14 protein-coding genes are annotated in these 11581 nt (G+C 61.5%); 12 read left to right on the top strand and 2 right to left on the bottom strand.

The window, feature by feature from the left end:
- Nucleotides 1-14: 14 nt before the first annotated feature.
- Nucleotides 15-1019, top strand: a complete 1005-nt coding sequence (locus AC57B6_RS01275; protein ID WP_028199211.1) for a S49 family peptidase — start codon at nucleotides 15-17, stop codon at nucleotides 1017-1019.
- Between the two features lie 120 nt (nucleotides 1020-1139).
- Here AC57B6_RS01275 and AC57B6_RS01270 read toward each other — a convergent pair whose 3' ends face one another.
- Nucleotides 1140-1859, bottom strand: coding sequence for an SAM-dependent methyltransferase (locus AC57B6_RS01270; protein WP_046568176.1), 720 nt, complete (start codon nucleotides 1857-1859; stop codon nucleotides 1140-1142).
- Complete coding sequence (locus AC57B6_RS01265; RefSeq protein ID WP_491563141.1) at nucleotides 1856-2473, bottom strand: Maf family nucleotide pyrophosphatase; 618 nt, start codon at nucleotides 2471-2473, stop codon at nucleotides 1856-1858. Before AC57B6_RS01265 ends, AC57B6_RS01270 begins: the two co-directional genes overlap by 4 nt.
- A gap of 271 nt (nucleotides 2474-2744) precedes the next feature.
- Between AC57B6_RS01265 and AC57B6_RS01260 the strand changes: the two genes are divergently transcribed.
- From AC57B6_RS01260 to AC57B6_RS01210, 11 genes are all read left to right on the top strand, one after another.
- Nucleotides 2745-3389, top strand: coding sequence for a DUF177 domain-containing protein (locus AC57B6_RS01260; protein WP_028199208.1), 645 nt, complete (start codon nucleotides 2745-2747; stop codon nucleotides 3387-3389).
- Nucleotides 3390-3490: 101 nt separating this feature from the next.
- On the top strand, nucleotides 3491-3670 hold the full coding sequence (gene rpmF, locus AC57B6_RS01255) for a 50S ribosomal protein L32 (protein WP_018421288.1): 180 nt from the start codon (nucleotides 3491-3493) through the stop codon (nucleotides 3668-3670).
- 171 nt (nucleotides 3671-3841) lie between these two features.
- Entirely contained in the window at nucleotides 3842-4948 is a 1107-nt protein-coding gene (gene plsX / locus AC57B6_RS01250; RefSeq protein WP_028199207.1) for a phosphate acyltransferase PlsX, read from the top strand.
- Entirely contained in the window at nucleotides 4948-5937 is a 990-nt protein-coding gene (locus AC57B6_RS01245; RefSeq protein ID WP_030101303.1) for a beta-ketoacyl-ACP synthase III, read from the top strand. The genes plsX and AC57B6_RS01245 overlap by 1 nt, the downstream gene beginning before the upstream one ends.
- Before the next feature lie 111 nt (nucleotides 5938-6048).
- A complete protein-coding gene (fabD, locus tag AC57B6_RS01240) occupies nucleotides 6049-6984 on the top strand; it encodes an ACP S-malonyltransferase (RefSeq protein ID WP_183796567.1) in 936 nt (311 codons plus the stop codon).
- Nucleotides 6985-7056: 72 nt separating this feature from the next.
- Nucleotides 7057-7806 (top strand): 3-oxoacyl-ACP reductase FabG, encoded by a 750-nt coding sequence (gene fabG, locus AC57B6_RS01235; protein ID WP_106351598.1) that lies wholly within the window; start codon nucleotides 7057-7059, stop codon nucleotides 7804-7806.
- Nucleotides 7807-7957: 151 nt separating this feature from the next.
- Nucleotides 7958-8197: an acyl carrier protein gene (acpP, locus tag AC57B6_RS01230; RefSeq protein WP_004197638.1), complete on the top strand. Its 240-nt coding sequence runs from the start codon at nucleotides 7958-7960 to the stop codon at nucleotides 8195-8197.
- A 232-nt stretch (nucleotides 8198-8429) separates the two neighbouring features.
- The gene (gene fabF, locus AC57B6_RS01225; RefSeq protein ID WP_028199203.1) at nucleotides 8430-9668 is read left to right on the top strand and encodes a beta-ketoacyl-ACP synthase II; all 1239 of its coding nucleotides are present in this window, start codon (nucleotides 8430-8432) and stop codon (nucleotides 9666-9668) included.
- Nucleotides 9669-9767: 99 nt separating this feature from the next.
- A complete protein-coding gene (locus AC57B6_RS01220) occupies nucleotides 9768-10169 on the top strand; it encodes a protein YgfX (RefSeq protein WP_496420592.1) in 402 nt (133 codons plus the stop codon).
- Nucleotides 10170-10270: 101 nt separating this feature from the next.
- Complete coding sequence (rpoE, locus tag AC57B6_RS01215) at nucleotides 10271-10870, top strand: RNA polymerase sigma factor RpoE (protein ID WP_006051939.1); 600 nt, start codon at nucleotides 10271-10273, stop codon at nucleotides 10868-10870.
- Nucleotides 10871-10952: 82 nt separating this feature from the next.
- Nucleotides 10953-11579, top strand: coding sequence for a sigma-E factor negative regulatory protein (locus AC57B6_RS01210; RefSeq protein ID WP_028199201.1), 627 nt, complete (start codon nucleotides 10953-10955; stop codon nucleotides 11577-11579).
- The last annotated feature ends 2 nt before the right edge of the window (nucleotides 11580-11581 follow it).

Raw genomic sequence — 11581 nt, 5'->3', positions numbered from 1 at the left:
TTCCACTGCACCGCATGTCTGACAATTTGACTCCCGAACCGAAGGAACCGTCCCTGACAGGCCGCCCCCGCACGCCTGCCGATGAGCCGGGCTGGGAGCGCGCCGCGCTCGAGCGCATCGCGCTTGCGGCCATCAACGAGCAGCGTGCGGCACGCCGCTGGAGGATTTTCTTCCGCTTTGTGTTCCTCGTCGTTCTGCTTGTAGCGGTATGGGGTGTGTTCAGCTTCTCTGGCGACAAAGTTTCGACCACCGGCCGGCATACGGCAATGGTGACGCTTGACGGCGAAATCTCCGCTGATACGAATGCGAACGCGGAAGATATCAACACCGCGCTTGAAAGCGCATTCGACGACGCGGGTACGGCCGGCGTGATCCTGCGTTGTAACAGCCCGGGCGGCAGTCCGGTGCAGGCGGGCATTATCTACAACGAGATTCGCCGGCTGCGCGCCAAGTATCCGTCGATCCCTTTGTATGTCGTGGTCGGCGACATGTGCGCATCGGGTGGCTATTACGCGGCGGCGGCAGCAGACAAGATTTACGTGGACAAGGCGAGTATCGTCGGTTCGATCGGCGTGCTGATGGACAGCTTCGGTTTCACCGGTCTGATGGATAAGCTGGGGATCCAGCGTCGGCTGCACACTTCGGGTGAGAACAAGGGCTTTTTCGATCCGTTCTCGCCGGAAACGCCGAAGATGGACGAACATGCGCAGGACATGCTCGATCAGATCCATGCCCAATTCATTGACGCCGTGCGTCAGGGTCGCGGCAAGCGCCTGCATGAGACTCCGGACATGTTCTCCGGACTCTTCTGGACTGGCCAGAAGAGTGTCGAGCTGGGTCTGGCCGATGGTTTCGGCGATGCGGATTATGTCGCTCGCGACCTTTTCAAGGCGCCGGATATCGTCGACTACACGGTCAAGGAAAGCATCACGGACCGCGTGGCGCGCAAGTTCGGCGCGGCGGTCGGCAGTGGCGCCGTTCATGCAATGGCGCTGGGCGGGAAGATGAGTCTGCGGTGATCGGTGAGAAAAGCCCCGTGCGGTCGATTTTTTTCGATCGCACGGGGCTTTTTGTTTTGTGCCGCCGGCAAAGGCTCGGCAGGCTGATCCGCTTGAGATGCGGCAGCGATCAGGCGGCGATCAGACGGCGAGAATCAGGAAAATGGCCGGCCGCTTGTTCAGATCGATAGCCGGTTTCTTCTTCCAGTCGGCCGCGCTGCGGCTCACGATGGTTTCCGTCTCCAGCGTCAGATCGACCGCAACGCAAACGAGCGTGGAAGGCGCGCACGTTGCCAGCAAGGTGTCGAGCAGCGGCTTGTTCCGGTAAGGCGTTTCGATAAAAATCTGCGTTTGTTTGGCTTTGCGCGACTGTTGCTCCAGCTCGCGCAGGCGCTTGGCCCGTTCGGTGGCGTCGACCGGCAGATAGCCGTGGAACGCAAAACTCTGACCGTTCAGGCCGGAGGCCATCAACGCGAGTAGAATCGAGCTCGGCCCGACAAATGGCACGACCTTGACGCCGCGCTCATGCGCGCGACGCACCAGCAGGGCGCCCGGGTCGGCGACCGCCGGGCAGCCGGCTTCGGATACCAGGCCGGCGTCCGTGCCCGCCAGCAAAGGCGCGAGCAGCTTGTCGATCTCACCGGCCGGCGTATTGACGTTCAATTCGCGAATCTCGATTTCCTGAATCGGCTTTTCAGTGCCGACTTTCTTCAGGAAGGCGCGCGTGGTTTTCGCGTTTTCGCCGATGTAATAGTGCAACGACGCGGCGCGCGCCCGCACCGGCGCGGGCAGGACAGCGTCGAGGGCGTCGGCGTCGCCTTCACCGAGCGTGTTCGGGATCAGATATAACGTGCCGCTCATGATGCCCCCAGAAGTGGATAACCCACTGCGAGCAGCATGCGCGACAGTGCGATCAACGGAAGTCCGACCAGCGCGGTTGGGTCGTCCGAATGGATGGCTTCGAGCAGGGCGATGCCGAGGCCTTCGGATTTGGCGCTGCCCGCGACGTCGTATGGGGTTTCGGCGCGCAGATAGGCGTCGAGCGCGGCGTCCGGCAGATCGCGAAACTGCACGCGAGTAATGACGTCGGCGGCTTGCGCCACCCCCGAGCGGCTGTCGAGCAGGCAGAGTGCGCTATGAAATAACACCTCGCGGCCCCGCATGGCCTGCAATTGGATAAGTGCCTTGTCGTGCGTGCTGGGCTTGCCGATCTGCAGGCCGTCGTAAGTGGCCACCTGATCCGAGCCGATCACGAGCGCGGTTTCACCGGCGCCAAGTCCCTTGGCCACCGCCCGGGCTTTTGCTTCGGCGAGGCGCAAGGCGGTTACCTCGGGCGATTCGCCGGCGAGCGGCGTTTCGTCGATTGCCGGCACGACGACGTCGAACGGAATGCGCAGCCGCTGGAGGAGCTCGCGACGATAAGGTGAACTCGACGCCAGGATCAGGCGTGGCGGGCGATTGAGGGAATCTGACATGTGCAACCAACGGCTAGAGAGGCGGGTCGTACGGGCTTGTGCGGGCATCGCACGTGTACGGGCTTAAGTGTTTGACTCGAAAAGACAAAACGGATATGATTTCGGGCTTTTCATCGGTATGCTATTGCACAAGCGGTCGCGCAGGCATCGCCTGAGTAGGCCCGTGTGGTTAGCATGCGGCAGCGCATGAGTTCCGTGGGCTGCTTCGCAAACCGACGCTTTGCAAACCGATTTACCCCCCGGCGAAATCCTTGCCGACGCAGGAGCGCACATGACTCAACATCCTGGCAACCCTGCTGGTCTGTCCGACCCGCACGATATCGATCTGTTCGAATTTGCGCGGAGTGGGCGCCAGGCCGCGGGTGTCGTGCGCGTCTCGCAACTGCCGCGCATGTTAAACGAAGTCCCGGCAGAAGCGCCAGACCGCGATACCGCGTTCACCTGGCAAGCCGAAGGGGCGACGCAGCCGGAATTGCAGGACGACGGCACCGAGGGTCCGCAGCCTTATTTGAGGCTGGCGATTCACGGCGCTGCATGGCTCGAATGTCAGCGGTGCATGACACCGTATTTACAGTCGTTCAACGTCGACGCAACTTACCGGATCGTCAACACTGAGGCGGAAGCCGAAGAGTTTCCGCTCGACGAGGATGAAGTCGAAGTGATCGTAGGCTCGCGCCAGTTCGATCTCATCGACTTGATCGAAGAAGAGTTGCTGCTTTCCTTGCCGCTCGTGCCCAAGCACGAGGTGTGTCCCGAAGTGCACGAGAGCCTCGTCTCTGGTGTGGCCGGTACAGAAGGCGACGGCGACGAGGCTGCGGCGGACGAAGCTGCTGAGGGTGGTGAACCCGAACGGCCCAATCCGTTTGCTGCGCTCGAAAGTCTCAAGCGCGGTGAGCCGGGCGACAAGAAGCACTGAACAGTTGCATGGGAGCGCGAAGCGGGCGCATTGGCCATTCGGTCGATGGCGGACACCGGGTCGGGCTGTGTTAGAATTCGGAAAATTTTTAGGAGTTAGTCATGGCAGTTCAACAAAATAAGAAGTCGCCGTCGAAGCGCGGCATGCACCGTTCGCACGATTTCCTGACGACAGCGCCGCTGGCCGTCGAGCCGAGCACGGGTGAAGTGCATCTGCGTCACCACATCAGCCCGAACGGCTACTATCGCGGTAAGAAAGTCGTCAAGACGAAGAACGACTAATCGTCTCACTGCGTTGCGCCCTTGGCGTTTCGCGTGGCGATCAGCTCGCTTGACATTTTCCCGGCTCGGCAAAAAGGCGGCATTCATCTGCCGCTTTTTTGTGTCGATTGCAATTGGCGCTTTGGCGCTCACTGCGGTCCCATGCAGGGAGCCTGAAATTCGTCGCACTCCATGACAGTAAAGCTCACGATAGATTGCATGGGAGGCGACCACGGCCCGTCCGTGACCGTTCCCGCTGCCGTCAACTTCGTTCGTTCGCATCCTGATGCTGAGCTGTTGCTCGTCGGCATTGAGGGTGCGATTCGTGCGCAGCTGAAAAAGTTGAAGGCTCAGGACCTGCCGGCGCTGACCGTCGTACCTGCTTCCGAGATCGTCGCCATGGACGATCCGGTCGAAGTCGCGCTGCGCAAGAAAAAAGACTCATCCATGCGCGTGGCGCTGAATCGCGTCAAGGAAAACGAGGCGCAAGCCTGTATTTCCGCCGGCAATACCGGCGCGCTGATGGCGGTCTCCCGCTATGTGCTGAAAACGCTGTCGGGCATCGAACGCCCGGCCATCGCGTTCGCGCTGCCGAATCCCGATGGATATACGATGATGCTCGATCTGGGCGCTAACGTCGACTGCGAGCCGCAGCATCTGCTGCAGTTCGCGGAGATGGGGCACGCGCTCGTGTCCGCGCTCGAGAGTAAGGAGCGGCCCACCATCGGGCTGCTCAACATCGGCGAAGAAGTCATCAAGGGCAACGAAACCATCAAACGTGCCGGCGAACTGCTGCGCGCGAGTACACTTAACTTCCACGGCAACGTCGAAGGCAACGACATCTTCAAAGGCACGGTTGACGTAATCGTCTGTGACGGGTTTGTCGGCAATGTCGCGCTGAAGACGTCGGAAGGTCTCGCCCAGATGCTGACCAACATCATCAAGGAAGAGTTCGGCCGCTCGTGGCTCACCAAGGTCATGGCGGTGCTCGCAATGCCGGTATTGATGCGTTTCAAGAAACGGGTCGATCATCGGCAATACAATGGTGCCGCGTTGCTGGGCCTGCGTGGGCTGGTGATCAAGAGCCACGGCTCGGCGGATGCCTACGGGTTTGAGTGGGCTATCAAACGCGGGTATGATGCCGTCAAAAACGGCGTGCTGGAGCGCCTTGCGCGAGCAATGGAAGAGAATGCAGGTTCTCTCGAACAGGCGGCGCGCGACGCAAGCGGTGCGGGCCACGCAAGCCCGATCGCAGGCCAGCCGGCCGAGCCCTACGCTGCGCAATCCTCGAAGGCATAATGGCTCAATCAACAATTTACTCCCGCGTGCTGGGGACCGGCAGCTACCTGCCGCCCGGACGCGTCACCAACCAGGATCTGGCCGAACGTCTCGCCAGAGAGGGCGTTGAAACCAGCGACGAATGGATCGTTGCCCGCACGGGCATCCACGCGCGTCATTTCGCTGAACCCAATGTCACCACCAGCGATCTTGCGCTGATCGCCTCGCAGCGTGCGATCGAAGCGGCTGATATCGATCCGCAATCCATCGATCTGATCATCGTTGCAACCTCCACGCCCGACTTTGTGTTTCCGAGCACGGCGTGTCTGTTGCAGAACAAGCTCGGTATCAAGAATCACGGCGCGGCATTCGACGTGCAGGCCGTCTGTTCCGGCTTTGCTTATGCGGTTGCGACGGCGGACAGCTTTATTCGCAGCGGTCAGCATCGCACGGCGCTCGTGATCGGCGCGGAAACCTTCTCGCGCATTCTCGATTTCAAGGACCGCACCACCTGCGTGCTGTTCGGCGACGGCGCCGGCGCGGTGATCCTGCAGGCGTCCGAAGAGCCGGGCGTATTGGCGAGCGCTTTGCACGCCGATGGCAGTCACTCGAACATTCTGTGCACGCCGGGCAATGTGAACGGCGGTGTGATCGAGGGCAGCGCGTTCCTGCATATGGATGGGCAGGCGGTGTTCAAGCTCGCGGTCAATGTGCTCGAAAAGGTCGCGGTCGAAGCACTCGCAAAAGCGAATCTGTCGGCCGAACAGATCGACTGGCTGATTCCGCACCAGGCCAATATCCGCATCATGCAAAGCACCTGTCGCAAGCTTGGCTTGCCGCAGGAGCGCATGGTCGTCACGGTGGGCGAACACGGCAATACGTCGGCTGCGTCCATTCCGCTCGCATTCGACGTCGCGGTGCGCGACGGCCGCATCAAGCGCGGCCAGAACGTGCTGATCGAAGGCGTCGGCGGCGGCTTCACGTGGGGCGCGTCAGTTATCCGCTACTGATAGCGGCGACGTTATGGCGAGCGCTCTTCGCGGCGCTCCATTACGCTTGAGCGCGCCCGCGATCAACCGGGCGTGCCACCCACATCTGACAACATCGATTTTGGGGACGATATGAAATTTGCGTTCGTTTTTCCTGGGCAAGGTTCGCAGTCGGTCGGCATGCTCAACGCATTCGCCGATCACGCAATCGTGCGTGAGACGGTTCAGGAAGCATCCGATGCGCTCAATCAGGACCTCGGCAAGCTGATTGCCGAAGGCCCCGCCGAAGATCTGAACCTCACCACCAATACCCAGCCTGTCATGCTGACCGCCGCGTATGCGATTTATCGCGCGTGGCAGCAGGCGGGCGGCCCGAAGCCGGCCATCGTCGCCGGTCATAGCCTCGGCGAATACACGGCGCTGGTCGCGGCGGGCGCGATCGCGTTCCGCGATGCCGTGCCGCTCGTGCGTTTTCGTGCGCAAGCCATGCAAACGGCGGTGCCGGTCGGCGTGGGCGGCATGGCCGCGATTCTCGGCCTCGATGACGATACGGTGCGCGCGGTTTGTGCCGAAGCGTCGGTCGCCGGCGTTGTCGAAGCGGTGAACTTCAATGCGCCGGCGCAAGTCGTGATCGCGGGTCACAAGGCCGCAGTCGAAAAGGCTTGCGAAGTCGCGAAGGCAAAGGGCGCAAAGCGCGCGCTGCCGCTGCCGGTTTCGGCACCATTTCACTCGTCGCTGCTCAAGCCGGCGTCGGATCAATTGCGCGAGTATCTGGCTAGCGTCGACGTACAAGTGCCGTCGATTCCGGTGATCAACAACGTCGACGTCGCGGTGGTCAACGAGCCGGCCAAGGTCAAGGACGCGCTGGTGCGCCAGGCAGCAGGCCCGGTGCGTTGGGTCGAAAGCGTGCAGGCAATGGCGGCGCAAGGCGTCACGCACGTGATCGAATGCGGTCCCGGCAAGGTCCTCGCAGGCTTGACGAAGCGCATCGACGGCAATCTGGTCGGCGCTTCGGTGTTCGACCCGGCTTCGCTCGAAGAAACGCTCAAGCTCGTGACGGCGGCCTGAACGCCGCTTCATACGGCGCAGGCTCGGCCTCAAGAACCAACCAGCCCTCCGAAAAGGCATCCGGACTGACAGATGGAAAAGACTCTCGACAAGCAAATCGCAATCGTGACGGGCGCGTCGCGCGGCATTGGCCGTGCGATCGCGATGGAACTGGCGCGCCAGGGCGCGACAGTGATCGGCACGGCAACCAGCGAAAGCGGCGCGACGGCGATCAGCGAAGCCTTTAACGCAGCCGGTGTGAGCGGCCGCGGCGCGGTGCTCAACGTGAACGACGCTGCCGCAGCCGAAGCGCTGATCGACGGCACCGTGAAGGAGTTCGGCGCGCTGCACGTGCTGGTGAACAATGCCGGGATCACGCAGGATCAGCTCGCCATGCGCATGAAGGACGACGACTGGGATGCGGTGATCGACACCAATCTCAAGTCCGTTTTTCGTCTGTCGCGCGCGGTGCTGCGCCCGATGATGAAGGCGAAGGGCGGCCGTATCATCAACATTACCTCGGTGGTCGGCTCGGCCGGCAACCCGGGGCAGGTCAATTATGCCGCCGCGAAAGCGGGCGTTGCGGGCATGACGCGTGCGTTGGCGCGTGAGATCGGCAGCCGTGGCATCACGGTGAATTGCGTTGCGCCGGGCTTCATCGATACCGACATGACCAAGACCCTGCCGGAAGATCAGCAAACCGCGCTGAAAACGCAGATTCCGCTCGGCCGCCTTGGCAGTCCGGACGATATCGCGCATGCCGTGGCGTTCCTTGCATCGCCGCAAGCGGGGTATATCACCGGCACGACACTGCATGTGAACGGCGGAATGTACATGTCGTAACCAAATTCGGTTACTATCCGCGCCTTGATGCGTTTGCAAAAGCGTAAGGCGCATGCCTTGACAGGAACCCGATGCGCCGCTTTTTTGCCGGGTCAAACCTGATAAAATGCGCGCACCTGTATTTTTGAACTTCTTTTCCCTTGGAGGGGTAATGGACAATATCGAACAGCGCGTCAAGAAGATCGTCGCAGAACAACTGGGCGTTGCAGAAGCTGAGATCAAGAACGAAGCTTCGTTCGTGAACGACCTCGGCGCCGACTCGCTCGACACCGTTGAACTCGTGATGGCCCTCGAAGACGAATTCGGCATGGAAATTCCGGATGAAGAAGCCGAGAAGATCACCACCGTTCAACAAGCGATCGACTACGCTCGCGCGAACGTCAAGGCCTAAAGTCATTCGCGCCTGCGTTTCTGCGTTGGCGGCGTATGACGCTCTGCCGTGCCGGTTTCCGGCGCCAGCAGGGCTGGCGCTTTTTGCCGCGCCGGTTGCCATGCAGGAGCAAGCGATGTTGACAGCGCATTTTTCCGCGCGATTGCCGAGATAAACAGCCACAGGGCACGCAGGGCAAGTTCCTGTGGCCGCTGTGGCTTTTGCTTTTGTCATCTATGAAAAAGGGGTTACCGTGAGCCGCCGTCGTGTTGTTGTTACAGGCCTGGGGCTGATTTCGCCTGTTGGCAATAATGTTGCCGACGGCTGGGCCAATCTGGTCGCCGGCAAGTCGGGTATTGCCAATATCACGAAGTTCGATGCGTCGAACTTTTCGACTCGTTTCGCCGGCGAGGTGAAGGGCTTCAATATCGAGGACTACATTCCCGGTAAGGAAGCGCGCCATATGGATACGTTCATCCATTACGGCGTCGCGGCCGGCATCCAGGCGATGCAGGACAGCGGCCTCGAAGTCACCGACGAGAATTCGGAGCGCATCGGCGTGGTGGTCGGTTCGGGCATCGGCGGCCTGCCGATGATCGAAGTGACGCAAACCGAACTGCTGAACCGCGGCCCGCGCCGTATTTCGCCGTTCTTCGTGCCGGCGTCGATCATCAACATGATCTCGGGCCATCTGTCGATCAAGTTCGGCATCAAGGGTCCGAATCTGGCGATCGTCACCGCATGCACCACGGGTCTGCACTGTATCGGCGAGGCTTCGCGCCTGATCGAATACGGCGACGCCGACGTGATGATCGCCGGCGGTGCAGAGTCCACCGTGTCGCCGCTCGGTATCGGCGGCTTTGCGGCGGCGCGTGCGCTGTCGCAACGCAACGACGATCCGGCAACGGCGAGCCGTCCGTGGGACAAAGACCGCGACGGTTTCGTGCTGGGTGAGGGCGCCGGCGTGATGGTGCTCGAAGAGTACGAACACGCGAAGGCACGCGGCGCGAAGATTTACGCCGAAGTCAGCGGCTATGGGATGAGCGGCGACGCCTATCACATGACCGCGCCGCTGGAAGACGGCGACGGCGCGCGCCGCTGTATGCTGGCCGCGATGAAGAACGCGGGCATCAACGCCGATCAGGTGAATTATCTGAACGCGCACGGCACGTCCACGCCGCTTGGCGACCTGGCTGAAACCACCGGCATCAAGCGCGCTTTCGGCGACCACGCCAAAGACATGGTCGTGAATTCGACCAAGTCGATGACCGGTCACTTGTTGGGCGGCGCCGGCGGTCTGGAGTCTGTGTTCACCGTGCTGGCCGTGCATCATCAGGTGTCGCCGCCGACGATCAACATCTTCAATCAGGATCCGGCCTGCGATCTCGACTACTGCGCGAACACCGCGCGGGAGATGAAGATCGACGTCGCGCTGAAGAACTCGTTCGGGTTCGGCGGCACGAACGGCACGCTCGTCTTCAAGCGCGCCTGATCGCCTGATCGTTTGGTGATACGTCAGTCGAAAACGCCGGCTTGCCCGGCGGTTCCCCCCGGATCGGCAACGTTCGGCGGAGCGTCGCAACGCATTGCGTTGCGGCCTTCCGCCGCCATGCGCGCCGCTTCGGGGGTGTTCATCCTGATCGCGACGCTGGCTGCCTATCGCTGTTTCGCCGCGCATCTGGGCGCGTGGCAGGCGGTTCCGCTGACGTTTGCCGTGTGGGCGCTGCTGATGCTCTGCGCGGTAAAACATGAGCATGCGCAACCCGTCGCGCTGAAAATCGGCCCGGACGGTCTGTCTGCCTGGGACCGGGCAGGTGGTTTGCTGACGCAGGGCCGCATTGCCGGCTGTTCGCAATGGAGCGGGCGCCTGCTCGTTCTGGCGCTGGCGCCGGACCACGGGCGCTCCCGCACGTTACTTCTTGCCGCCGACGCGCTTCCAGCGCCCGTTTTCCGGGAGCTCGCCGTGCTGGGCCGGCATGGCGCCGGTGCGTGACTGTAACGACTGTAACCGCTGTTACCGGAGTAACGTGCCGCGATGATGGGGACGCTACAATGGTCCCCCGCCATGCGCCCTATAGTTAACGGATTTATCAGGTGAGCGAAAAAGAAATTGATCAGGTGCTGGTCGAGCGCGTCCAGAAGGGCGACAAGGCCGCGTTCGAGCTTCTGGTCTCCAAATACCACCGTAAGATTCTCCGGCTGATCTCGCGCCTCGTGCGCGACCCGGCCGAAGTGGAAGACGTCGCCCAGGACGCCTTTATCAAGGCGTACCGGGCGTTGCCGCAGTTTCGTGGGGAATCGGCTTTTTATACGTGGTTGTACCGGATTGCCGTCAATACGGCTAAGAACTACCTTGCGACCCAGGGGCGGCGCGCGCCGACTTCGACCGAAGCAGATGCTGAAGAAGCTGAAACTTTCTCGGACGCCGACCAACTAAGGGATATCAACACGCCCGAGTCGATGTTGATGAGCAAGCAGATCGCTGAGACGGTCAATGCTGCGATGGCGGTTTTACCGGAAGAGTTGCGCACCGCCATTACTCTTCGTGAAATTGAAGGTTTGAGTTACGAGGAAATCGCTGAGATGATGGGTTGCCCAATTGGCACAGTCAGATCACGAATTTTCCGTGCTCGCGAAGCCATTGCGGCAAAATTGCGTCCGTTGCTTGACACACCTGAAGGCAAGCGCTGGTAAACACTGGCTCGCCGGACGGGGCGCGGGTGCAATATCTGGATTAGTGGTGTCACTACGGGGTATTCGTAAGATGGGGAGCATCATGGGGTCGGTCTCGATGCAATCGCAAGCCAGCTCGCGCGGCGAGCGTCTGTCCGCTTTTGTCGACGGTGAGCTGTTCGGCGAAGAGCATCTGAACACGTTTGTTTCCGAACTGGGTGGCGAGGATCGTGCCGCCTGGTCGTGCTATCACCTGATCGGCGACGCATTGCGCTCCGACGATCTGGCGGTCAGCCCGGCGGCTAGCAGCGCGTTCCTGAGCGGTTTTGCCGCGCGTTTCGACGACGAGCCGCACCTGCTCGCGCCGGCTGCCATGCCGGTTGCGCGTCGTTTGCTGGCGCTGCGCCGCCGTGTTGTGCCGGCCTTTGCGGTTGCCGCTGCCGCCGCCACGCTGACGTGGATCGTTGTGCCGCAACTGCAAGGCGTGCCGGGCGGTCCAGGCGTCGCGCAGGTCGCGTCGCTCCAGTCACATGGCGATTCGCTGCAACGCGTGGCCATGGCATCGGTGCCTGTCGCGACGGTCCAGCCGGTCGCGCAAGACGCCAACATCATTCGTGACGCAAGTCTCGATCAGTATCTGGAAGCGCATCAGCAATTCGCGCAGCAGCCGGTCATGCCGGGCTCGATGCCGCTGATTCGCGCTGCCGCAGTTTCTACGCAAGGCCAATAGTT

This window comes from Paraburkholderia sp. BGA-UO-ETr-F12, assembly GCF_059567945.1.
This window is presented reverse-complemented; position numbering and strand designations above follow the sequence as displayed.

Coding starts and splice junctions, on each gene's coding strand:
- plsX (WP_028199207.1), top strand. CDS start 3,842: ATGACAGTAAAGCTCACGATAGATTGCATGGGAGGCGACCACGGCCCG.
- AC57B6_RS01245 (WP_030101303.1), top strand. CDS start 4,948: ATGGCTCAATCAACAATTTACTCCCGCGTGCTGGGGACCGGCAGCTAC.
- fabG (WP_106351598.1), top strand. CDS start 7,057: ATGGAAAAGACTCTCGACAAGCAAATCGCAATCGTGACGGGCGCGTCG.
- AC57B6_RS01210 (WP_028199201.1), top strand. CDS start 10,953: ATGGGGTCGGTCTCGATGCAATCGCAAGCCAGCTCGCGCGGCGAGCGT.
- AC57B6_RS01275 (WP_028199211.1), top strand. CDS start 15: ATGTCTGACAATTTGACTCCCGAACCGAAGGAACCGTCCCTGACAGGC.
- fabD (WP_183796567.1), top strand. CDS start 6,049: ATGAAATTTGCGTTCGTTTTTCCTGGGCAAGGTTCGCAGTCGGTCGGC.
- AC57B6_RS01270 (WP_046568176.1), bottom strand. CDS start 1,859: ATGAGCGGCACGTTATATCTGATCCCGAACACGCTCGGTGAAGGCGAC.
- AC57B6_RS01265 (WP_491563141.1), bottom strand. CDS start 2,473: ATGTCAGATTCCCTCAATCGCCCGCCACGCCTGATCCTGGCGTCGAGT.
- rpmF (WP_018421288.1), top strand. CDS start 3,491: ATGGCAGTTCAACAAAATAAGAAGTCGCCGTCGAAGCGCGGCATGCAC.
- AC57B6_RS01260 (WP_028199208.1), top strand. CDS start 2,745: ATGACTCAACATCCTGGCAACCCTGCTGGTCTGTCCGACCCGCACGAT.
- acpP (WP_004197638.1), top strand. CDS start 7,958: ATGGACAATATCGAACAGCGCGTCAAGAAGATCGTCGCAGAACAACTG.